The organism is Bacillus cereus group sp. MYBK79-1 (assembly GCF_051915365.1).
Lineage (GTDB): Bacteria > Bacillota > Bacilli > Bacillales > Bacillaceae_G > Bacillus_A.
On sequence record NZ_JBQAEO010000005.1, the window covers coordinates 77237 to 100958 of the forward strand.

Sequence of the window (23722 nt, forward strand, 5' to 3'; positions counted from 1 at the left end):
AAAGCCTATCAACTGATAGGCTTGTACTCTTTAATCACACGTAATGTTTGTAATGTCATATCTTCAGGACCTTGTACAGGTAAACCCGCTTCTAAGTTTTTACGAATATACTCTAAGTTATCTTGTGTAATAATTTCCCCCGGAGTAAAGATTGGAATCCCTGGCGGATAAACCATAACGAAATCAGCTATAATACGACCTGCTGCATTTTCAAACGGAATGACTTCTGTTTCCGAATAAAAAGCATCTCGAGGAGAAAGTGCTAGTACTGGTATTTCTGGAATTTCTACTTGTATTTGTACACCTTTATCGGCTTGATTTCTAAATGTTGCTGCTAAATCTTGTAATGCTGCAATAAGTGTATTTGTCTCACTTTCTGTATCTCCAAAAGTGACAAGACATAATATGTTGTATAAATCTGAGAGTTCTACTTCAATGTTATATTGCTCTCTAAGCCATACTTCAGCCTGATGGCCTGTAATACCTAAATCTTTTACAGATACAATTATCTTTGTAGGATCATAGTTAAAAGTAGCATCCGTACCTAGCATTTCCTTCCCAGGACAGTAAAGATCCTCAATAGCATTAATAGCATCACGAACTTGTGCCGCTAATTGTATTGTTTGTTCTATGAGTGCTGTTCCTTCTGTAGCAAGACGTTTTCTAGCAACATCTAGGGATGCTAATAAGATGTAAGAAGTTGATGTCGTCGTAAGCATGCTAATAATAGATTGAACATGTTTTACGTTCACAAGGCCTTCCTTCACGTTAAGAATAGAACTTTGCGTTAAAGATCCTCCTAATTTGTGAACACTTGTTGCTGCCATATCTGCACCGGCTTGCATCGCTGACATCGGCAATTCATTGTGAAAATGAATATGAACACCATGAGCCTCATCAACTAGTACAGGGATATCGTAAGAATGAGCTAATTGGACAATCTGTTCTAAGTCCGCAGCAAAGCCAAAGTATGTTGGGTTAATAACAAGTAAGCCTTTCGCATCTGAATGCTCTTCAAGTGCCTTTTTGACAGATTGAATTGTGATTCCATGTGAAATACCAAGTTTTGGATCGATTTCAGGATGCATGAAAATCGGTTTTGCACCTGAGAAAATAATAGCTGACATTACTGATTTATGCACGTTTCGTGGCACTAGGATTTTGTCACCAGGACCGCAAACGCTCATCACCATTGTCATTATTGCACCACTTGTACCTTGAATAGAAAAGAAAGTATGATCTGCACCAAATGCAGCGGCTGCTAAATCTTGTGCTTCTTTAATCATACCTTTTGGATGATGTAAATCATCGAGCGGCGCAATATTAATTAAATCAATTGCTAATGCGTTATGCCCAATAAATTCGCGAAATGTAGGATCCATGCCCTGTCCTTTTTTGTGACCAGGAATATGGAATTGAATTGGATTTCGCTTACTGTGCTCAACTAAAGCGGTAAACAATGGTGTTTCGTATTGGGACAATCTATACACCCCTTCTTTTTCATAATATTTATTAGAGTTTGTTTTATATAATCTTGTTCTAAAAAAGTTAAGTGCTTTTTAGAATGAGACTTGTTTTTCTGCCAATCACAAAAGCGTTTTTGAGATGGTAGGTTCACTTTATTTTCTATAAAACAAAAGCATTATATCACCAATAATTATAGATGTATAGAAAAAAATATTATTACAGTGGGTATGTTAAATAGTTATTTCCAATTAACTTATAGAGGAAGACAATTCCATCACAATGAATAAATAGTGTATAATGCATAGTGGCTATAGTGAAGAAGAAAAAAATCCCTTTAAGATAGCATATTCAAATATGAAGAAATGATAAATGAGGTGCGAAATGGAATATCAATATCCGTTAGATTATGATTGGTCAAATGAGGAAATGGTTGCAATTGTGAAGTTTTATGAAGCAATTGAGAAAGCATACGAAAAAGGAATTATACGAGAAGAATTAATGGGATTGTATCGTCGTTTTAAAGAGATTGTTCCATCGAAAGCAGAAGAAAAGAAAATTGATAAAGAGTTTCAAGAAGTGAGTGGGTATTCTATATACCGTGCGATTCAAAGGGCGAAAGAAACTGAAGAACAAAAGCTTGTAAAAATATAAAAATATTTTGAAAAATAAAAACTGAAGTGATATAATGTGATAACAACTAAAAACGGACAATATAAATTGTCCGTTTTCTACTATCGATTACAAAGTGCATATAAAGGAAGGAGTGATTGCATCGTAGATTCAATCTTAGCAAGGAATTGTTCGTTGGTCATTGCTGAAAACTCCTCTGGTGATATATGGATACCAACTAATAATTCTGCTTTTTTCACAGTAGCTAGACGTTCAATCATCTGTTGTAAATCTTCTGTTTCAAGTGTTTTATGTAATTTTACACTTGGTTTAGTATGGTCAATGGACCAAACGAAGTCATTTGGAATATTTGTTTTTAAATCATTTAAATGTTCTAAGAAGGCGTGAGCCGTCTCCACTTTTTGTGGACACTCATAGATTAAACCAAAGTATATGAAGGCATGAGTACCCCATAATCCAATTTGGAAATGTGGCAGCATTTTATATCCTCGTTTATTTGTTGAAAAAGCAACCCAAGTATCGTTTGGTGGATTGACTTTACGGCGTGCATGTTTTGCGACATGATAAAAAAAGTTCTCATCAGTTTGTTTTGATAAATATGCTGCAAACTGTTCCCCTAAAGCTTCTAGCTTAGGATGAATGTTCGTTTTAATTGCACTCATTCGTTCTTCAAGACCATCAACTGTAAAGACCTCAAAATCAGTTGATTTGAATGTTTGTAGTGTCATGATTGTTCCTCCAACTCCTATTTTGCTTTTATTTTAGCATAGCTTGTACTATTCATAAAAAAAACAGCACAAAAAAATTTAAATAAAAAAATATAATTTTGTTGCATAGATGATTTATCCAACATAGTATAGTATAAAACAAAAAATCAGAAAATTGAATCAATTCTAGTCCGAGGGCAGACGAATATTGGGAGGAGGCAAATAATATGAGACAGGTGATTAATGCGTTAAAGAGAACAGATGCTGAAAAGAGAATTCCGGTGCTACGTTTGGAGCTAGATTATGAATTAGCAACTTTATATGATGCGATGATGGAAGATGATAAACAGAAAAAAGAAGAGTGTGTACAAAAGTTAGAAGTGTTAAGACTTGAAATGATTCGTTTAGAAGCGTAATAATAGTATATGTATAAAAAATTAGTTGGTGCGAACCTTATAAAGGGTTCGTTTTTTCTGTGAACAGTATAGATCGGAGTGTTTAAACATGCAAGAAGTATGGAAAGACATCGATGCACACGCCAAACAGTGGATTCGAGATGCGGGAGAGCGTTTAATGGCATCAATGAAAAAAGCACTTATTATAGAAACGAAATCTAATGCAGCTGATTTAGTAACAAATATGGACCGAGAAATAGAACAGTTTTTAATTGGGAAAATTAAAGAGACATTCCCGAATCATAATATTTTAGGAGAAGAAGGTTATGGAGATGAGGTAACTTCTTCTGATGGGGTTGTTTGGTTAATTGATCCAATTGATGGCACAATGAACTTTGTTCATCAAAAGAGAAATTTTGCAATTTCAATTGGAATTTATGAGAACGGTATCGGAAAAATTGGTCTTATTTATGATCCAGTTCATGATGAATTATATCATGCGCTAAAAGGAGCTGGAGCATTTTGCAATGAAGTACCAATACCTTTATTAGAAAAAGGGACTGTAGAGCAAGGTATTGTAGCTTTAAATGCGATATGGCTTACCGACAACCCATTGCTTAATATGGAAAGTATGATGGCACTTGTTAAGAAAGCAAGGGGCACAAGATCATATGGCTGTGCCGCATTAGAGATGGTATACGTTGCAACAGGAAGAATAGATGCATATGTAACGCCGAGGTTATCACCATGGGATTTTGGCGGGGGACAGATAATAGTGGAGGAAGTTGGAGGTAAGGTGACAACGTTCTCTGGAGCCACGCTTTCTATCGTGGAGAAGAGCAGCGTATTAGTTGCAAAACCAGGGGTGTATGAAGAGGTGCTACGATTTATAGCGGAGTAACAAAAAAAGTAAGAGGCTGTATAAGCGCTTCTTACTTTTTGACGTTATTGCGATTTACGCATTTTTCTTTTTGTTACAAAACCGTATCCAACTGTAACAAATGTGCCGATAATGCAAATAATAACACCGATGGGACTATTTTCAGCAACCATAATGCCGATACCGATTAAGAAGATAACGCCGATAATTGCTGTTAATAAAAAGCGATATTGAATGTGTTCCATTTCTTCACCCTCCAATCTCATTTTACTTTCACAAAAGTAAGAATACAACTATATTTTCATTCTAGATTTTATTTTGATTGCCATTGTATCCCCTTCGCTCTTATAATAGAGAAGGATTAAAAAGACATTAGGAGTTGGACATGTTGAAAAAACGACAAGATTTACGAAATATAGCAATTATTGCCCACGTTGACCATGGTAAAACAACACTTGTTGACCAGTTATTACGTCAAGCGGGGACGTTCCGTGCGAATGAACATATTGAAGAACGCGCAATGGACTCAAACGATCTAGAAAGAGAACGTGGTATTACAATTTTAGCGAAGAATACTGCGATTCACTATGAAGATAAACGAATTAACATTTTAGATACACCTGGTCACGCTGACTTCGGTGGAGAAGTAGAACGTATCATGAAAATGGTTGATGGTGTTCTACTTGTTGTTGATGCATATGAAGGTTGTATGCCACAAACACGATTTGTTTTAAAGAAAGCTCTTGAGCAAAACTTAACTCCAATCGTTGTTGTAAACAAAATTGACCGTGACTTCGCTCGCCCTGATGAAGTAGTTGATGAAGTAGTTGACTTATTCATTGAACTTGGTGCAAACGAAGATCAATTAGAGTTCCCAGTTGTATTTGCATCAGCAATGAACGGAACAGCAAGCTTAGATTCAAATCCAGCAAATCAAGAAGAGAATATGAAATCATTGTTTGACACAATTATTGAACATATTCCAGCACCAGTTGATAACAGCGAAGAGCCACTTCAATTCCAAGTAGCACTTCTTGATTACAATGACTATGTTGGTCGTATCGGGGTTGGACGCGTATTCCGCGGTACAATGAAAGTAGGACAACAAGTTGCATTAATGAAAGTTGACGGAACTGTAAAACAATTCCGTGTAACGAAATTATTCGGTTACATTGGATTAAAACGTCAAGAAATTGAAGAAGCAAAAGCTGGAGATTTAGTAGCTGTTTCAGGTATGGAAGACATTAACGTAGGTGAAACGGTATGTCCGGTTGAGCATGAAGAAGCTTTACCATTATTACGTATTGATGAGCCAACACTACAAATGACATTCCTTGTAAATAACAGCCCATTTGCAGGTCGTGAAGGTAAATTCATTACATCTCGTAAAATTGAAGAGCGTCTTCGTTCACAATTAGAAACAGATGTAAGTTTACGTGTAGATAATACAGATTCTCCTGATGCGTGGATCGTATCTGGACGCGGGGAATTACATTTATCTATCCTAATTGAAAACATGCGTCGTGAAGGTTATGAACTACAAGTATCTAAGCCTGAAGTAATTATTAAAGAAGTTGATGGCGTAAGATGTGAGCCTGTAGAGCGCGTGCAAATCGATGTACCTGAAGAATACACTGGTTCTATTATGGAGTCTATGGGTGCACGTAAAGGTGAAATGTTAGATATGGTGAATAACGGAAACGGTCAAGTTCGCCTTACTTTCATGGTTCCAGCACGTGGTTTAATTGGTTACACAACAGAATTCTTAACATTAACTCGTGGTTATGGTATTTTAAACCATACATTCGATTGCTACCAACCAGTACACGCTGGACAAGTTGGTGGACGTCGCCAAGGTGTTCTAGTTTCACTTGAAACAGGAAAAGCATCACAATACGGTATTATGCAAGTTGAAGACCGTGGTGTAATCTTCGTTGAACCAGGTACAGAAGTATACGCTGGTATGATTGTCGGAGAACACACTCGTGAGAATGACTTAACAGTTAACGTTGTAAAAATGAAACAACAAACTAACATTCGTTCTGCGACGAAAGATCAAACTTCAACAATGAAAAAACCACGCTTAATGACTTTAGAAGAGTCATTAGAGTACTTAAACGATGACGAGTTCTGTGAAGTAACTCCAGAATCAATTCGTCTACGTAAAAAGATTCTTGATAAGAGCGAGCGCGAAAGAGCTGCTAAGAAGAAGAAATCTGTAGAAGCGTAAAATATTAGAATGGCTACCTTTAATTAAGGTAGCTGTTTTTTTATGTTTATTTTTTAGAATATTTACTCTTTTTTATGGACAGTATTTTTTTTGCGGGTTACTCTTGTATTAAGTACATAAATAAAATTTGTTTCTTGTGAGAAAGGGGGATGAGTGATGTTAGAAAGAATGTCGTTTTTTGCGAAATTATGTAAAGTTGATGAAAATCCAGAACTAGGGATGTGGTTGCTGTATGGCATCATTATTATATTAAGTGCACTTGTGTATAATTTAGGTTTTGCAAGAAAACTATCAATAATAAAAAATATAGTGATATATATATCGTTAGCGATTGGGTGTACAGTTTTAACTTTCTTTGCAGTTTTTTTACCTGTTGGAGAGGGGCTTGTTGTAGCGGCAATTGTACTTGGAATTTATAGGTTGCGTTTACGTCAAGCAAGACAACAAAAAGCAGGGTGAGGGGGCGGAGTTTTATGCGTTCAGTACAAGATGCATTATATAATTGGTTAACAATTAAAACAGTTGCCGAAGCACGTCCAGATGATCGTGCTGCAACAGAAACATATTTGTTATTTCAAAATATGATATATGAAGAACATAAATTAAAGAATGTGGAAGTTAAAAAGAATGAAGAAATGTATTTGATTACATATGAAATGAATGGAGAAAAAAAATCTGCAAGGTTTCCATTAGAAGCTATTGATTGTTTTTTGGATCAAATGAATCGTGAACCTGAAAAATATAAATAAGTCCTTATCTATATGATTAAGGACTTATTTACATTTTACCAATCGTCTTCGACTTTTTTATCACGATATAATCGGAAATTACCACTTGCATGACGTTCCATCGTACGTTCTGCAATTCGTTCCGAACATTCCATGCACATATATGTATGAATAGGGCGGTTACGCAGTTTTTTTGCCATAGGATTTTCATCATCTAACATATCTTTTTTATCACAAATCATACATTTGACTCTCATTTCGTCACCTCAATACGAATTCTATCAGTATAAGTATATCATGGAAGTGTAATGTTTTTGAATAATAGCGGGAAAAAATAATATTTTCGCAATTCGAAAAATAAGTTATGATAAGGATATAGTAAGTATATATGGAGGTGGAAATATGGCGAATGTAGTAGAGCCTACATTAACAGATGATTTAGTACAAACGTTACGTAAAGAATGTATTGTTATGGTAGCAACAACAGACTTCGAAAAACAAGTTCCTAACGTAAGTGCTATTTCTTGGGTGTATGCAGTTAGTAAAACTAGTATTCGATTTGCAGTAGATCAACGTTCACGTATTGTGGAAAATATACGGCATAGTACTGGGGTGGTATTGACTATAATGGCGAATGAATCCGTATTTTCCATAAGTGGTGCAGGTGAAATTTTGACTGATAGAATGGAAGGCATTCCTCTAAAATTAACTGTAATAGAAGTAAATGTACAAGAAGTACGTGATGTTATGTTTTATGGAGCGAAACTTGCAACTGAACCAACGTATGAAAAAACATATGACATTCGCGCAGCGAAAAAGTTGGATAACCAAGTGTTAGTAGGAATAAAAGAATTATAAATGTGATAAATAAGAAATTCAGTTATTAACTTTTGTAATCAGTTATTGTGATTTTATGTTAATAATTATAATTTAAAGTAATATATTGAATAGAAATGAATAAAAAATAAATAAAAGGTTTAATGGCTATGAATTTCGATTCTACCTCGTTTATACGGTACATATAATTATAACAATGGTTCGTCCATATTTTATGGATGAAACCCTTGTTCTACAAATTTAAAAGTGGAGTCAGGGGGTAACAGGTTGGATAAAATTTATGTGTTAGATACGAATGTACTTTTGCAGGATCCTTTATCTATTTTTTCATTTGAAACCAATGAAGTAGTGATTCCAGCAGTTGTATTAGAAGAGGTCGATTCGAAAAAACGTTATATGGATGAAGTAGGACGAAACGCTCGTTATGTATCTAAGTTAATAGACAAATTTCGTGAAATAGGAAAGCTGCATGAAAGTATTTCGCTAGAAAACGGCGGTACATTTCGTATTGAATTAAATCATCGTTCATTTGTTCAACTACAAGATATTTTTGTAGAAAAAACAAATGATAATCGAATTTTAGCTGTAGCAAAAAATCTATCTTTAGAAGAACAAGAAAAAGAGGACGGGAAGTCTGTTATTTTAGTAAGTAAAGATGTGCTGGTAAGGGTGAAAGCTGATGCAATTGGTTTGAAGGCGGAAGATTATTTAAGTGATCGTGTAATTGAAGTAGATAATATATATTCAGGATTTTTAGAAGGGTATATATCAAAAGAGCAATTGGATTATTTTTATGAAAAAGGTGAATTGCCTTTATCCGAAATTGCAAATCATCCTTTTTATCCAAATCAATTTGTAGTAATGAAAGATGCATTAGGGGGATCAAGTTCAGCACTTGGTATTGTAGATCACTTAGGTAAGAAGGTAAAGAAACTTATTTTTCACAATGAACAAGTATGGGGGATACGACCACGAAATGTACAGCAAATTATGGGATTAGAATTGTTGCTTCGTGAAGATATTCCGCTAGTAACGTTAACAGGGAAAGCTGGTACAGGAAAAACATTACTAGCTTTAGCGTCAGGACTCATGCAAACGGAAGATTTAGGGCTATATAAAAAACTACTCGTTGCCAGGCCAATTGTTCCAGTCGGAAAAGATATCGGTTATTTACCAGGAGAAAAAGAAGAAAAGTTAAGACCGTGGATGCAACCTATTTTTGATAATCTAGAGTATTTATTTAATACAAAAAAGCCAGGAGAGTTAGATGCTATTTTAGCTGGGATGGGTTCGATTGAAGTAGAGGCCCTTACCTATATACGTGGGAGAAGTATTCCAGATCAGTTCATTATAATTGACGAAGCACAAAATTTAACGAAGCATGAAGTGAAAACGATACTAACAAGAGTAGGAGAAAAAAGTAAAATCGTATTAATGGGAGATCCTCAGCAAATTGATCATCCGTATTTGGATGAGTATAATAACGGTTTAACATATGTTGTAGAGAAGTTTAAAGAGCAACGTATTAGTGGTCATGTAAAGTTTGTTAAAGGGGAGCGATCGAATTTAGCTCAACTAGCAGCTGATTTATTATAAAAGGAGTGAGCCAAGGCTCACTCCTTTTTCTTCCAAGTGTACACTTTAAATAATTGTAAATTTACGGATGTTACGGATTGGATTTTGTCTATTAGATCCATCATTGTAATATAGATGAACAGGTCCATCCTCTTTTAATGGCTTTCCTTCTTTTGAAAAACCAAGAATAGCATTTTCTACAGTTTCTAATGGAAGTATTATTGTTTGATCTACTGTTTCAATTTCGACTTGCGTAGCGCCATCTGAAATTTCGGCGTTAGCAAGAAATGGATGAAATGGTATACCAAACGTTCCAGTAATTAGCTGTTCTTTTTTATATTTCTTTACACTTTGTTGTATCGGTGGAAACGCAGCACCATCACGGATTTCGCGGTCCCAATGTTCTGAAGTGTTTTTTAAATAAGCTTCTAGTTCTGATGTGTTTTCTCTTGTTTCATCAAAGTAAGTTGTCAAATCTACTTTTCGATCATCAAAGATCCAAACAGTTGGATCGATAGTGATTGGAAAACGAACTTTTCCATTAATAAATAAAATTTTGCTCATTGTTGTTCCCCCATTTGTGTTATACTCCCACTTTTCAGTATAATAGCATTAGACACGGTTGTCACAAAAAATGTTTCTATTGCAATTTACTAAAACTATCGCTAATATTAATAGATAGGAGAGAGTAGGACGGAAACGGAGGGAATCAATTTGGCGTCTGAGACAGTATCAAATCATCAGGAAAAGGCACTAGCCCTTCTACAAGCGGATGCGGAGAAGATTTTAAGACTTATTAAGGTACAAATGGACAATCTTACAATGCCGCAATGTCCATTATATGAAGAAGTGTTAGACACACAAATGTTTGGACTATCCCGCGAGGTCGATTTTGCAGTTCGCCTTGGTCTTATTGCAGAAGAACAAGGGAAAGCAATGTTAGGAGAGCTTGAACGTGAGTTATCTGCACTTCATGAAGCATTTACAAACAAACAACAATAACGGGTTCAAATAGGGGGGCTCAAACTGAAATAGTTTGGGCTTTTTATTTGTATAATAAAGCAGGAAGAATCAATGTACATATGGAATACAACAATAATTAAATTGAAACAGAAAGAGGAAATGAAATGAAAAGAGTATGGAAATCAATGGATTATTCATTATTACTTCCTCTTGTTATCTTATGTGTGTTGGGAGTTATAATGGTATATAGTTCTAGTTCCATTGTCGCGATTTCGTCGAGATATAACTGGCCAGCAGATTACTTTTTTAAAAAACAATTAGTTGCTCTTGCTATTGGAACGGTAATGCTTGTGATTGTCGTTATAATCCCTTACAAATTTTGGAGGAAAAAAATAGTTCTTACAGCGATGGGGTTAGGGAGTATTGGATTACTAACAGCAGCTTTCCTTTTCGGTAAGGTAATCAATGGTGCAAAAGGATGGATACTGGGCATACAACCGGCTGAATTTGTAAAAATAGCAGTTATTATTACGCTAGCAAGTTTTTTTGCTAAGAAACAAGAGAGGCAAACCCCTTTTTTACAAGGGATAATACCTCCTATATTTATTGTCGGTGGATCGATGGTATTAATTTTATTACAAAATGACTTAGGGACTGACATATTAATAGGTGGAACAGTGTTAATTATGTTCTTCTGTTCAGGAGTTAATGTTAACTTGTGGATAAAAAGATTTTTATTAACATCTGTCGTGTGGATTCCAGCGTTGTATTTTATCGGAAACTATAAATTAAGTGACTACCAAAAAGCTCGATTTTCAGTTTTTCTTGATCCATTTAGTGATCCGCAAAAGGATGGATTTCAATTAATAAATTCATTTATTGGAATTGCCTCAGGTGGGTTAAATGGTAGAGGATTAGGGAATAGTATACAAAAGTATGGCTACTTACCAGAGCCGCAAACGGATTTTATTATGGCAATTATATCTGAAGAACTAGGTTTTATAGGTGTAGCTATCATTTTAATCTGTTTATTACTTATTATCATTCGTTCGTTTAGAGTGGCACAAAAATGTAAAGATCCATTTGGAAGTTTAATTGCAATCGGAATTGCAAGTTTAATTGGGATACAAACTTTTGTTAATGTTGGTGGTATGTCTGGATTAATACCGCTTACAGGAGTACCTTTACCGTTTATTAGTTATGGTGGTAGTTCTTTATTGGCTAATTTAATCTCGATGGGTATATTATTAAATATTGCTAGTCATGTAAAACGACAAGAGAAACAACAAGATGAGATAATGAAAGAAAGAGAGCAAGATGGACCACGTCTTGTCGTAGTAAAATAAAAACACATTGTGCTTTAGAGCGCGATGTGTTTTTATTTTTTTAAGAAATATTAAATATGATACATTAATTGTTGTATAAACTAAAAAATATATCACATTTAATTAAATGTGATATACAATTAAGTTGTTAGAAAAGGAAGAGGTATGCTATACTATTTTTGTGAAACAAATTGATCAGAAAACTTATCATTTGTTAAAAAATAAGGTATGATGGATAAAAATAAAGTGAAGCTTTCTAAGTATAATATAATGTAGAAAGTGAAGAACTTCACGCTCTTTATGGTGTGTATATATTTTATCTCTAGAGTGGTAGGAAAGTAGAGGGGGAAAATCATGACAAAGCTGCAACGTATTCAAAAAGTATTGGTAGCTAACCGTGGAGAGATTGCAATTCGTGTGTTTCGAGCTTGTTCGGAACTTGGATTAAAAACAGTTGCAATCTATTCTAAAGAGGATAGTGGTTCTTATCATCGTTATAAAGCCGATGAGTCCTATTTAGTTGGGGAAGGGAAAAAGCCAATTGATGCTTATCTAGATATTGAGGGCATTATTGAGATTGCGAAAAGTAATCATGTAGATGCAATCCACCCTGGATATGGTTTCTTGTCAGAAAATATTCAATTCGCAAAACGTTGTGAAGAAGAAGGGATTATCTTTATCGGTCCAAAGAGTAAGCATTTAGATATGTTTGGAGATAAAGTGAAAGCAAGAACACAAGCGCAGCTAGCACAAATTCCAGTTATTCCTGGTAGTGATGGGCCAGTAAATTCAATAGAAGAAGTTGAAGAATTTGCTGAAAAGTATGATTACCCGATTATTATTAAAGCTTCCCTTGGCGGTGGCGGTCGTGGTATGCGTATTGTACGTACTAGTGAAGAATTAAGAGAATCGTATAATCGAGCGAAGTCAGAAGCGAAAGCAGCCTTTGGTAATGATGAAGTGTACGTTGAAAAATTCGTTGAAAAACCTAAACATATAGAAGTTCAAATTTTAGCAGATGAAGAGGGCAATGTTGTTCATTTATACGAGCGTGACTGTTCTGTACAACGTCGTCACCAAAAAGTGGTAGAAATTGCACCTAGTGTGTCGCTTTCAGATGATTTGCGTCAGCGTATTTGTGATGCTGCTGTGAAATTAACGAAAAATGTAAATTATTTAAACGCCGGAACAGTAGAATTTCTTGTAAAAGGTGATGAGTTTTACTTCATAGAAGTAAATCCGCGTGTTCAAGTTGAGCATACGATTACAGAAATGATCACAGGGGTAGATATCGTTCAATCGCAAATATTAATAGCTGATGGACATGCATTACATAGTAAAATGGTAGGTGTTCCGAAGCAAGAGGAAGTAGTTGTACATGGATTTGCGATTCAATCTCGTGTAACGACTGAGGACCCACTAAATAATTTCATGCCAGATACAGGGAAAATTATGGCATACCGATCAGGTGGTGGTTTCGGTGTTCGTCTTGATACAGGTAATAGTTTCCAGGGTGCTGTTATTACACCGTACTATGATTCTTTACTTGTAAAAGTTACAACATGGGCACTTACTTTTGAACAAGCTGCTGCGAAAATGGAACGTAACTTAAAAGAATTCCGTATTCGTGGTATTAAAACAAATATTCCATTCCTAGAGAATGTAGTAAAACATAAAAACTTCTTATCAGGAGAATATGACACTTCATTTATTGATGCGTCACCTGAACTATTCCTGTTCCCAAAACGTAAAGACCGCGGAACAAAAATGTTAAATTACATTGGGACAGTAACAGTAAATGGCTTCCCAGGAGTAGGGAAAAAAGAGAAACCAATTTTCCCGGATGCTCGTATACCGAATGTACTACACTCAGAGCCGGTTCAAAATGGAACGAAACAAATTTTAGATGAGCGTGGAGCGGACGGATTAGTAAAATGGGTACAAGATCAAAAGCGTGTACTTTTAACGGATACAACATTCCGTGATGCGCATCAGTCATTACTTGCGACACGTATTCGTACAAAAGATTTACATCAAATTGCAGAGCCGACAGCGAGAATGTTACCGAACCTATTCTCAGCGGAAATGTGGGGCGGTGCAACATTTGATGTTGCATATCGTTTCTTAAAAGAAGATCCATGGGAACGATTACTAGATCTTCGTGAAAAAATGCCAAACGTTTTATTCCAAATGTTACTTCGGTCTTCAAACGCAGTTGGTTACAAAAACTATCCAGATAATTTAATTCAAAAGTTTGTGGAATGTTCTGCTCAAGCTGGAATTGATGTGTTCCGTATTTTTGATAGCTTAAACTGGGTAGAAGGTATGAGAGTTGCGATTGATGCTGTACGAGATACTGGTAAAATTGCAGAAGCAACAATGTGCTACACAGGAGATATTCATGACCCATTACGTAGTAAATATGATTTAAATTACTATAAAAACTTAGCAAAAGAGTTAGAAGCATCAGGAGCACATATATTAGGAATTAAAGATATGGCAGGCTTATTAAAACCAAACGCAGCGTATGATCTAGTTTCAGCATTAAAAGAGACGGTATCGATTCCGATTCACTTGCATACACACGATACGAGTGGAAATGGTATATTAACGTATACGAAGGCAATTGAAGCAGGTGTTGACATTGTCGATGTAGCAGTAAGTTCTATGGCTGGTCAAACGTCACAACCAAGTGCGAACACGCTATACTATGCATTAGGTGGAAACGAAAGACAGCCAGACGTTAATATAGATTCATTAGAAAAACTATCTCATTATTGGGAAGATGTACGTAAATACTACGCACCGTTTGAAAGTGGTATGAATGCACCTCATACAGAGGTATATATGCACGAAATGCCAGGCGGACAGTATAGTAATCTACAACAACAAGCGAAAGCGGTTGGTTTAGGAGATCGCTTCGATGAAGTGAAAGTAATGTACCGCCGTGTGAATGACATGTTTGGCGATATTGTTAAAGTAACACCATCATCTAAAGTTGTCGGTGATATGGCATTATTTATGGTTCAAAATCACTTAACAGAACAAGATGTTTTAGAGCGTGGGCATTCTATGGACTTCCCAGGATCTGTTGTTGAAATGTTCTCAGGAGATTTAGGACAACCATATGGTGGTTTCCCGAAACAATTACAAGAAATTATTTTAAAAGGGAAAGAGCCATTAACAGTAAGACCGGGTGAATTATTAGAGCCAGTAGATTTCGACGCGTTAAAAGAAGAGCTATTCCATAAACTTGGACGTGAAGTGACGATTTTTGATGTTGTTGCATATGCATTATATCCAAAAGTATTTATGGATTACGAAAAAGTTGCTGAGCTTTATGGAAGTGTATCTGTGCTTGATACACCGACATTCTTCTATGGTATGAGACTTGGTGAAGAAATCAATGTGGAAATCGAACAAGGTAAAACATTGATGGTTAAACTAGTATCAATCGGGGAGCCACAGCCAGATGGAAATCGTGTTCTTTACTTGGAGTTTAACGGACAACCACGTGAGATTGTTGTGAAAGACGAAAGTGTGAAAGCAACAGTGGCACAACGTGTGAAAGGAAACCGTGAAAATCCAAACCACATTAGTGCAACAATGCCAGGAACGGTTATTAAAGTAGTTGTAAAAGAAGGCGATGAAGTAAAAAAAGGCGATTCTATGGCAATTACAGAAGCGATGAAAATGGAAACGACAGTTCAAGCGCCGTTCAATGGTAAAGTGAAAAAAGTATACGTTAACGATGGAGATGCAATTCAAACGGGTGACTTACTCATTGAATTAGATCACTAAAATAGAAAAGAGCTGTGTAAATGCAGCTCTTTTTCTTTAGCACGCTATTCGCCGGGCAGTAAGACCTCCACCTCAAAATTCAGCGAAAGCAAAGAAGTTAGGTGGGGGGGCTGCCCATAAAAGCCTGATTGGTGCGGGCTAATAATCAGTGGGGGATGAAGAAAAACCCACTGATTAAAGTTTCAATTTATTGCAAAAAATACCTTGCCAATTCGGCAAGGTATTTTAATGTGAATTTATTTTGTTTGTTTAGAAGTTGATTCAGCTTCTTTTGCATTCACTTTGCTTCTTGTACCTAACATAACTAAATAGCATAGTACAGCAAACAAGCAAGAAATGAATAGTGAATGTAATAATGCCATTGCTAAATTAGCATTTGTAAATACGACTAAAATTCCTACGATTGCTTGAAGTGTAACAAGGATAAATGAAATGATCCATCCCCAGTATACGACAGGTTGTTGCTTGTAATGGCGTATAGCGAGAATCATCGCGTATAGTATCCAAGCGAAAATTAACATCGCTGCAACTCTATGTCCCATTTGAACCCATTCATGTAGTTGAGTTGGCATAGGTCTATTTTTGCTACATAAAGGGAAGTCTGGACAGGCTAAACTAGCTCGTTCGTGACGTACTAAAGCTCCTGTGTAGACAACGAGATAACAGTAAATTGTTACACCATAAATATGAAATTTCATTTTTTTGTCCATAATAAGTGAACGTGCATCAAATTTTTGGTCAATTTCAAAGATAAGACACGTTAATAAAATAACAGAAGCAAATGAAATTAAGGAAATACCGAAATGGATAGCAAGTACAGCTGGCATTTGTCCCCAAACAACTGCTGCAGCCCCCATTAATGCTTGTGCAACTAAAAATACGAAGGATAAAATTGCTAACGTTTTTGTTTCGCGCACATGTTTATAATATTTCCAGGACAAAATACAAAGGAGAGTGACAAGAATTCCTGCGGATCCTGATGTAAGGCGGTGACTTAGTTCAATAATAGTTTCCATTGATAAATTAGATGGAACAAATTCACCGTTACAAAGTGGCCATGATTTACCGCACCCTTGACCAGAACCTGTTTTTGTTACTAAGGCGCCTCCTAGTAAAACTATTAATAAATCAAGACTCGTAATGACTGCTAACCATTTAATAAAGCGTTGCAATCTATTTCACCATCTTTCTGCTATGAAGTTATTGCGAAATATTTTCATTCCATTATGTATAGAATAAAAAGCGCTAGTTCCTATGATATATAAAAAATAATAAAATAGCAAAGAAATGGCGGGGGCAGACAGGAGAGAGAAAATGGGTGTGGAAAAAGGATATATAAGGGAATTTTTAGGTGAAAAACAGGCTATTTTGAAAAGAAATGGGGAGAATACGTGTTAAATATGACAAAAAAAGTTTATTATAGAAGGTAACATCATGTTATGATAAGGACAAGTAAGAATTAAGTTTTTATATTCGACACAAAAAGTTCATGTTTTCTTCACAAAATGTTCGGGAAATATGATTTAATATATTGGAGTATGGGCGTAGATTAGTAGTAGAATGGATTAACAATATTTCTACTGTAATAATATTGCTATATAGAAGCGAAATATTTCATTCGAAATAGGCGCAAAAAGAAAGATGAAAGTTTTAAGAGGGGGTTAAAGTGATGAACCATGCAACAAGTGAGCTGCATGATGAGTCAGCTGTTACAAGTGTACCGGAAACAACTCGGCTACAAGATTTATCAGCGCTCGTTAAAATGGGGATTGTAAATTCAAATACACTTACTGTATTTACAGGATTTTGGTTGGCATTACATTTTAATGGATTAAGTGTGATGGACAATCTGGATAAGCTATTCTTTACAATCGTTGGTTCTGGGTTAATTATGGCAGGGGTATGTTGTTTAAATAACTACATTGATCGAGACATCGACCCGTTAATGGAAAGAACAAAAACCCGTCCAACAGTTACTGGAAAGTATAAACCGGGATTTGCACTTACATTTGGACTAGTTATATTACTTCTTGGATTTGTATTTTTATTATTAACAACACCAATGGCAGTATTAATGGGATTTATTGGTGCTTTCACATATGTTGTCTTATATACGTTATGGACAAAGAGAAAGTATACACTAAATACTGTTGTAGGTAGTATATCTGGAGCAGTTCCACCTTTAATTGGCTGGGCAGCAATTGATCCATCTTTAGGCCATCCAATTGCTTGGATGTTATTTTTAATTATGTTTATTTGGCAAATCCCACATTTCCTCGCATTAGCGATGAAACGTGTTGATGAATATCGAAATGCAGGAATTCCAATGCTTCCTGTAGTTCATGGATTTGAAATTACGAAACGCCAAATTATGATTTGGACAGTATGTTTATTACCACTACCATTTTATATGAGTGGACTAGGGATAACATTTATGGTAATTGCAACATTGTTAAACATCGGATGGATCGCTTTAGGATTTTATGGCTTCCGTAAGCAAGATGACATCAAATGGTCCGTACAAATGTTTGTTTATTCCCTAAATTATTTAACAATCTTATTTGTTTCAATGATTGTAGTTACATTCTTCTAAGACAACGACATAATTGGATTTCTTTACGTTGAGATTTACTTTACTTAACTATAAAGTACAATCTAATTCACAAGGAAAGTGGGGGTTGTTTGTATGAAGAAACAGTGGCGACTGCTTTCGTTCGTTTCACTGCTGGCTTTACTGTTAGGGGGATGCGGTAAAGCCTTTCAATCTACTTTAATTCCGCAAGGAGAAGTAGCAAAAATGCAATATGATCTGCTCTTACTAGCAAGTGCGATCATGGTAGGAGTAGTACTAGTAGTTACTATTATTTTCTTATATGTAATTGTGCGTTTCCGACAAAAGAAAGGTCAGGAAGATTATATTCCGGAGCAAGTTGAAGGGAATCACAAACTAGAAATTATATGGACAGTTATTCCGATTATTCTTTTGTTAATCTTAGCTGTTCCGACGGTTACATATACATTCAAACTTGCTGATGTAAGTGCGATGGAGAAAAAGAATATTGATAAAGATACTATCGTTGTTGATGTAACAGCGAATCTTTATTGGTGGGAATTTTCTTATAAATCAGAAAAAATAGTAACTTCTCAAGATTTAGTCATCCCCACAGGTAAGAAAGTGTATTTGAATTTGAAGGGTGCCGATATTAAACATTCGTTTTGGGTTCCATCTTTAGCTGGGAAAATGGATACAAATACAGATAATGTGAACAAAATGTGGTTAAAGGCAGATAAATCGGGCACTTATAATGGTTTTTGTACAGAATTTTGCGGCCCATCACATTCTTTAATGCAATTCAAAGTGAAAGCTTTAGATGAAAGCGAGTACAAACAGTGGCTTGCTGATATGAAGAAGATTGATGGGAAGAAAGAAGTAGCTTCAACGAAGGCGCAAGAGGGCCAAGAAATATTTAATAAAAGCTGTATTGGTTGTCACGCAGTTGGATCTAATGATAGTAGACCACCTTCCGCTCGTATCGCACCAAATTTAGCAAACTTTGCGGATCGCGATATGGTTGCCGGTATTGCCGAAAATAATGAAGAAAACTTAAAAAAATGGCTGAAAGATCCTGAAAATATGAAACCAGGAAATAAAATGACTGGTAAATATGGCAACTTAACGGATGATCAAATTGATGCATTAAATGCATACTTACAAACGTTAAAAGTTGAAAAGTAAAGAGGGATTATTCGCGAAGGGGAGGTTGAAAACGTGAGTTCTGTAGCAAAAAAACAGGGGATGGGTGCTGTCATATGGGATTATTTAACGACAGTAGACCATAAAAAGATTGCCATTCTCTATTTAATTGCAGGTGGATTGTTTTTTATAATAGGCGGAATAGAAGCTCTATTTATTCGCCTTCAATTAGCGATTCCTAACAATGCTTTTCTTGTTGGGGATGCTTATAATCAAGTATTAACGATGCACGGTACAACAATGATTTTCCTCGCAGCTATGCCACTCGTGTTTGCATTTATGAACGCCGCTGTACCACTTCAAATTGGTGCACGTGATGTAGCGTTCCCGTTTTTGAATTCACTTGGATTTTGGTTATTTTTCTTTGGTGGAGTATTTTTAAATTTAAGTTGGTTTTTAGGTGGAGCACCTGATGCAGGATGGACATCTTATGCATCTTTAGCTTTAGTTTCTAAAGGCCATGGTGTTGATTTTTATGTACTCGGCTTGCAAATCTCCGGTATTGGTACATTAATTGGAGGTATTAACTTCCTTGTAACCATTATTAATATGCGTGCGCCAGGAATGACGTATATGCGTATGCCGATGTTTACATGGACGACATTTGTAACATCTTCGCTAATATTATTCGCTTTTCCGCCGTTAACTGTAGGATTAGGACTTTTAATGTTAGATCGTTTATTTGGAACAAGTTTCTTTAATCCAGCATTGGGCGGGAATACAATTATATGGGAGCATTTATTCTGGATTTTCGGTCATCCAGAAGTATACATTCTTATACTCCCAGCTTTCGGAATATTCTCAGAAATCTTCGCGACATTTTCGAAAAAGAGATTATTTGGTTATTCATCGATGGTGTTTGCGACAGTATTAATTGGATTCTTAGGATTTATGGTATGGGCGCATCATATGTTTACTGTTGGGCTTGGTCCAGTTGCAAATGCTATTTTCTCAGTTGCAACAATGGCGATTGCGGTTCCGACCGGTATTAAAATATTCAACTGGCTCTTTACGATGTGGGGCGGAAGTATTCGTTTTACGACACCAATGATGTGGGCAGTAGCTTTCATTCCATCATTCGTAATGGGGGGAGTTACAGGTGTTATGCTAGCATCTGCACCAGCTGATTATCAATTTCACGATAACTATTTTGTAGTAGCGCACTTTCATTATGTAATCGTCGGCGGTGTTGTATTTGGTTTACTTGCAGGAGCTCATTATTATTGGCCGCTGATGTTTAATAAAGTATTGAATGAAACGTTAGGAAAGATAACATTTTGGTTATTCTTTATCGGTTTCCATTTAACGTTCTTCATTCAGCATTTCCTTGGATTGATTGGTATGCCTCGTCGTTACTACACATATCTTGAAGGTCAAGGGTTGGAAATGGGGAATATGATTAGTTCTATTGGAGCGGTATTTATGGCTCTTGGAACGATTGTTCTTCTATTCAATGTAATCAAAACAACAGTATTAAAAGAAAAGGCTGGTCGTGATCCATGGGATGCACGTACATTAGAATGGACAATGCCAGCACCTACACCGGAATATAACTTTAAACAATTGCCATTTGTTCGCGGGTTAGATCCGTTTTGGATTGAAAAACGTGAAGGAAATAAAGAGATGACAGCGGCGGAACCAGTTGGTGATATTCATATGCCAAATCCATCATTTTCACCATTTGTCATTTCTTTAGGATTGTTTATAGCGGCATTCGGTGCAATGTATATGCAGGGTGGAAAAGATAAGTTTTGGTTATTAGTAGCAATTATCGGTTTAATCATTACATTTGGTGCAATGTTCCTACGTTCAGTAATCGATGATCATGGATATCATATTCATAAGGAAGATTTAGAAGATAAGGGGGGCAAGGCATAATGCATGTAGATGAAAAATTAACGAATGAAACATTTCCAGCAGAGCCTGAAAAAGCAACCCTTGAGGGGAAAAATAAGTTTGTCGGTTTTTGGTTATTTCTTGGAGGCGAAACAGTATTGTTCGCTTCCTTATTTGGCACATATTTGGCGTTAAAGAACTCTACAAATGGTGGACCAACATCTCAAGAGATGTTCCAAATGCCACTCGTTTTCATTATGACGATGCTTTTATTAACGAGTAGTTTAACGAGCGTATATGCGATGTATCATATGAAAAACTTTAACTTTAAAAAAATGCAACTTTGGCTACTCGTAACAGTGCTGTTAGGTTTAGGTTTTTTAGGATTTGAGATATATGAGTTTTATCATTATACGCATGAATTTAAGCATACTATGAGAAGTAGTGCATTTGGTTCCGCGTTTTATGCTCTTGTTGGTACACATGGACTTCACGTATTGTTTGGATTATGTTGGATTTTAACATTAATCTTTAGAAATGCGAAGAGAGGTCTAAATTTATACAATGCACCGAAGTTTTATGTTGCATCGATTTATTGGCACTTTATTGACGTAGTTTGGGTGTTTATTTTCACTGTAGTATATTTGATGGGAATGGTGGGATAAACAATGGCGATAAAGCAAACGAATAATCCTAAAGTTGATCTTGTTTATCGGAAGAGAAAAAGTGCGGAGGAAATGAAGCATCAAGTTATTACATTTGCATTAATGATTTTTTTAACATTAGTTGCATTTGCAGCAGTAGCATATCCGAAAACTTTTAGTCCGACTTTCTCAGTACCATTTATTTTACTATTAGCGGTGGTACAAGTAATTTTTCAATTGTATTATTTTATGCATATGAGTCATAAAGGACATGAAGCAGCGAGTTTCTTTCTTTATTCTGGTCTGTTAATCGGGTTAATTACAATTTTAGCTTTTATGACAATTGTGTGGATTTGAAAAGTGAAGAATAAGGGAGCTTGTGTCGTCACAGCTCCCTCTTCATGTTATGTGAAAGGGTAACCTTAAGAAGGTAGGTGTGACAATGAGTAACTTGTGGATATTTGGTTTTCAAGCTCTATGGAGTCCAATCTTTTTACTATTTATGCTTTCGATCCTTATCGGGTACTTTTTAATTATTGGGCCATATAGAATGCGATTTGAACATGCGACAAAGGTAAGTAAGAAGCAAGTTTTTTATTTTACGACCGGGATTGTTCTTTTGTATTTTGTAAAGGGAGGGCCTATTGATTTAATTGGTCATATTATATTTAGTGCACATATGTTTGAAATGGCAGTCATGTATATTGCCGTTCCACCGCTATTGTTGCTTGGTATACCAGTTTGGTTATATCGTTATATTACTTCTTTTAAGTTCGTTCAAATTATATTAAAGGTATTTGCTAAGCCACTTATTGCATTGCTTGTATTTAATGGCCTGTTTTCTTTTTATCATTTACCAGTTGTTTTTGATACAGTAAAACAAAGTCAAATTGCTCATCCTATTTGTCTCGCTATATTGTTCTTTACAGCAATCATGATGTGGTGGCCGATGCTAAATCCATTACCAGAATATCAAACGTTAAGTGATATAAAGAAACTTGGTTATATGTTTGCTAACGGTATATTATTAACGCCAGCTTGCGCATTAATCATTTTTGCGACGGCACCGTTATTTGCAACCTATACGGATCCGGCTGCTTGGATGAAGGCGATGGAACTTTGTGTACCAGCGGGAACTTTATCTGATTTAAATATAACTGGACCAGAATTTTTACACTGGATGCCGGTCGTACAAGATCAACAAACAGGTGGCATCATTATGAAAATTGTCCAGGAAATAGTGTACGGTACGATTATTGGCTATGTATTTTTTAGGTGGGCACGTAGAGAGCGTGAAAAGGATAAAGAACAGTTGCAACAATTACCGCCGTATTTACAGACGAAATAAAAACGAGTGCATCAAGTATGATGCACTCGTTTTTATTTTATTCAATGATTTGGAATTCTTTTAACTCTTTTCCGACATTTTGTAGGAGTTGTTCGCTTTTTTGAAGTACATTCGTTGGGAAAGTTTCACCATCACCATATTCAACGCCGTGAGGATAATAATGTTTACCTAATAAGGGAGGAAGTAGTTTTATTTCAGCGTGTCTACTACCAACGTCACCTTCAACAGCTAAACCTTGTACGCGTAAATAATAAACATCGTTTAATATTTCGAATTTATAATCGTATGTAACTCGTTCATAATCCCATTGCCCAGCAAGTACAAAATGGTTTTTCTCCATAATCTCTGTTAATAGTGTTAAATCAACGACAGCCCCATTAAATTTCGTATTTGTAAATTGCATATAATACCTCCTTGTTTAATGTTACATTATTATTTTTATAATAGTATGAATAATAAGAAAGTGCAATTCATATTGAGAGAAAAGGGATAATCCAGACTTTTTTTGCGAAAATATGATATAGTGAAAAGAGTACGGTACACACAAAAAAGGAAAGAAAAGGATTTGTGTATATCTCAATTTTATGTTTTGTGCAGGAGGT

Annotated in this window: 24 protein-coding genes; 17 read left to right on the plus strand and 7 right to left on the minus strand. The window is 35.7% G+C overall.

The window, feature by feature from the left end; genetic code table 11:
- Window positions 1-8: 8 nt before the first annotated feature.
- Window positions 9-1481 carry an arginine decarboxylase gene (speA, locus tag ACTFOB_RS10825; protein ID WP_440025911.1) on the minus strand — a complete coding sequence of 491 codons (1473 nt, stop codon included), beginning with the start codon at window positions 1479-1481 and terminating at the stop codon, window positions 9-11.
- Between the two features lie 367 nt (window positions 1482-1848).
- Here speA and ACTFOB_RS10830 point away from each other — a divergent pair, with 367 nt between their 5' ends.
- On the plus strand, window positions 1849-2118 hold the full coding sequence (locus ACTFOB_RS10830) for a UPF0223 family protein (RefSeq protein WP_097816900.1): 270 nt from the start codon (window positions 1849-1851) through the stop codon (window positions 2116-2118).
- A gap of 80 nt (window positions 2119-2198) precedes the next feature.
- On the opposite strand, the gene ACTFOB_RS10835 is transcribed toward ACTFOB_RS10830, so the two are convergent.
- Window positions 2199-2825: a YktB family protein gene (locus tag ACTFOB_RS10835; RefSeq protein WP_151632779.1), complete on the minus strand. Its 627-nt coding sequence runs from the start codon at window positions 2823-2825 to the stop codon at window positions 2199-2201.
- A 206-nt stretch (window positions 2826-3031) separates the two neighbouring features.
- Here ACTFOB_RS10835 and ACTFOB_RS10840 point away from each other — a divergent pair, with 206 nt between their 5' ends.
- Both ACTFOB_RS10840 and ACTFOB_RS10845 read left to right on the plus strand, forming a co-directional pair.
- Entirely contained in the window at window positions 3032-3220 is a 189-nt protein-coding gene (locus ACTFOB_RS10840) for a hypothetical protein (protein ID WP_001250164.1), read from the plus strand.
- Window positions 3221-3308: 88 nt separating this feature from the next.
- Complete coding sequence (locus tag ACTFOB_RS10845) at window positions 3309-4100, plus strand: inositol monophosphatase family protein (protein ID WP_440025912.1); 792 nt, start codon at window positions 3309-3311, stop codon at window positions 4098-4100.
- A gap of 44 nt (window positions 4101-4144) precedes the next feature.
- On the opposite strand, the gene ACTFOB_RS10850 is transcribed toward ACTFOB_RS10845, so the two are convergent.
- The gene (locus ACTFOB_RS10850) at window positions 4145-4324 is read right to left on the minus strand and encodes a DUF5325 family protein (RefSeq protein WP_000400130.1); all 180 of its coding nucleotides are present in this window, start codon (window positions 4322-4324) and stop codon (window positions 4145-4147) included.
- A 140-nt stretch (window positions 4325-4464) separates the two neighbouring features.
- On the opposite strand from ACTFOB_RS10850, the gene typA reads away from it, so the two are divergent.
- The 3 genes from typA to ACTFOB_RS10865 all read left to right on the plus strand — a co-directional run bounded on the left by typA (window position 4465) and on the right by ACTFOB_RS10865 (window position 7058).
- Complete coding sequence (gene typA / locus ACTFOB_RS10855; RefSeq protein ID WP_000914755.1) at window positions 4465-6309, plus strand: translational GTPase TypA; 1845 nt, start codon at window positions 4465-4467, stop codon at window positions 6307-6309.
- Window positions 6310-6465: 156 nt separating this feature from the next.
- The gene (locus ACTFOB_RS10860) at window positions 6466-6768 is read left to right on the plus strand and encodes a YlaH-like family protein (RefSeq protein WP_000893656.1); all 303 of its coding nucleotides are present in this window, start codon (window positions 6466-6468) and stop codon (window positions 6766-6768) included.
- A 14-nt stretch (window positions 6769-6782) separates the two neighbouring features.
- Window positions 6783-7058: a hypothetical protein gene (locus tag ACTFOB_RS10865; protein WP_151632775.1), complete on the plus strand. Its 276-nt coding sequence runs from the start codon at window positions 6783-6785 to the stop codon at window positions 7056-7058.
- 35 nt (window positions 7059-7093) lie between these two features.
- Here the strand turns inward: ACTFOB_RS10865 and ACTFOB_RS10870 are convergent, their stop codons facing one another.
- Complete coding sequence (locus ACTFOB_RS10870; protein WP_001995040.1) at window positions 7094-7294, minus strand: YlaI family protein; 201 nt, start codon at window positions 7292-7294, stop codon at window positions 7094-7096.
- A 145-nt stretch (window positions 7295-7439) separates the two neighbouring features.
- On the opposite strand from ACTFOB_RS10870, the gene ACTFOB_RS10875 reads away from it, so the two are divergent.
- Entirely contained in the window at window positions 7440-7895 is a 456-nt protein-coding gene (locus tag ACTFOB_RS10875) for a pyridoxamine 5'-phosphate oxidase family protein (RefSeq protein ID WP_144614649.1), read from the plus strand.
- Between the two features lie 246 nt (window positions 7896-8141).
- On the plus strand, window positions 8142-9470 hold the full coding sequence (locus ACTFOB_RS10880; protein ID WP_151632771.1) for a PhoH family protein: 1329 nt from the start codon (window positions 8142-8144) through the stop codon (window positions 9468-9470).
- 45 nt (window positions 9471-9515) lie between these two features.
- On the opposite strand, the gene ACTFOB_RS10885 is transcribed toward ACTFOB_RS10880, so the two are convergent.
- The gene (locus ACTFOB_RS10885) at window positions 9516-10013 is read right to left on the minus strand and encodes a peptidyl-prolyl cis-trans isomerase (protein WP_440025913.1); all 498 of its coding nucleotides are present in this window, start codon (window positions 10011-10013) and stop codon (window positions 9516-9518) included.
- A 150-nt stretch (window positions 10014-10163) separates the two neighbouring features.
- Between ACTFOB_RS10885 and ACTFOB_RS10890 the strand changes: the two genes are divergently transcribed.
- From ACTFOB_RS10890 to pyc, 3 genes are all read left to right on the plus strand, one after another.
- Window positions 10164-10451, plus strand: coding sequence for a YlaN family protein (locus ACTFOB_RS10890; protein ID WP_000135698.1), 288 nt, complete (start codon window positions 10164-10166; stop codon window positions 10449-10451).
- Window positions 10452-10576: 125 nt separating this feature from the next.
- Complete coding sequence (locus tag ACTFOB_RS10895; protein ID WP_440025914.1) at window positions 10577-11758, plus strand: FtsW/RodA/SpoVE family cell cycle protein; 1182 nt, start codon at window positions 10577-10579, stop codon at window positions 11756-11758.
- 333 nt (window positions 11759-12091) lie between these two features.
- Window positions 12092-15538 (plus strand): pyruvate carboxylase, encoded by a 3447-nt coding sequence (gene pyc / locus ACTFOB_RS10900; protein WP_440025915.1) that lies wholly within the window; start codon window positions 12092-12094, stop codon window positions 15536-15538.
- 236 nt (window positions 15539-15774) lie between these two features.
- On the opposite strand, the gene ctaA is transcribed toward pyc, so the two are convergent.
- Window positions 15775-16710 carry a heme A synthase gene (gene ctaA, locus ACTFOB_RS10905; RefSeq protein ID WP_440025916.1) on the minus strand — a complete coding sequence of 312 codons (936 nt, stop codon included), beginning with the start codon at window positions 16708-16710 and terminating at the stop codon, window positions 15775-15777.
- A gap of 497 nt (window positions 16711-17207) precedes the next feature.
- Between ctaA and ctaB the strand changes: the two genes are divergently transcribed.
- The 6 genes from ctaB (at window position 17208) to ctaG (ending at window position 23120) form a co-directional block, all read left to right on the plus strand.
- Window positions 17208-18131: a protoheme IX farnesyltransferase gene (gene ctaB, locus ACTFOB_RS10910; protein WP_440025917.1), complete on the plus strand. Its 924-nt coding sequence runs from the start codon at window positions 17208-17210 to the stop codon at window positions 18129-18131.
- Window positions 18132-18224: 93 nt separating this feature from the next.
- The gene (gene coxB / locus ACTFOB_RS10915) at window positions 18225-19274 is read left to right on the plus strand and encodes a cytochrome c oxidase subunit II (protein ID WP_098758205.1); all 1050 of its coding nucleotides are present in this window, start codon (window positions 18225-18227) and stop codon (window positions 19272-19274) included.
- Between the two features lie 60 nt (window positions 19275-19334).
- Complete coding sequence (gene ctaD, locus ACTFOB_RS10920; protein WP_440026069.1) at window positions 19335-21170, plus strand: cytochrome c oxidase subunit I; 1836 nt, start codon at window positions 19335-19337, stop codon at window positions 21168-21170.
- Complete coding sequence (ctaE, locus tag ACTFOB_RS10925) at window positions 21170-21793, plus strand: cytochrome c oxidase subunit III (RefSeq protein ID WP_000557861.1); 624 nt, start codon at window positions 21170-21172, stop codon at window positions 21791-21793. Before ctaD ends, ctaE begins: the two co-directional genes overlap by 1 nt.
- A 3-nt stretch (window positions 21794-21796) precedes the next feature.
- Window positions 21797-22129 (plus strand): cytochrome c oxidase subunit IVB, encoded by a 333-nt coding sequence (ctaF, locus tag ACTFOB_RS10930; RefSeq protein ID WP_000985699.1) that lies wholly within the window; start codon window positions 21797-21799, stop codon window positions 22127-22129.
- Between the two features lie 85 nt (window positions 22130-22214).
- Window positions 22215-23120, plus strand: coding sequence for a cytochrome c oxidase assembly factor CtaG (ctaG, locus tag ACTFOB_RS10935; protein ID WP_151632761.1), 906 nt, complete (start codon window positions 22215-22217; stop codon window positions 23118-23120).
- 37 nt (window positions 23121-23157) lie between these two features.
- On the opposite strand, the gene ACTFOB_RS10940 is transcribed toward ctaG, so the two are convergent.
- Window positions 23158-23523: a YugN family protein gene (locus ACTFOB_RS10940; RefSeq protein ID WP_440025918.1), complete on the minus strand. Its 366-nt coding sequence runs from the start codon at window positions 23521-23523 to the stop codon at window positions 23158-23160.
- Between the last annotated feature and the right edge of the window lie 199 nt (window positions 23524-23722).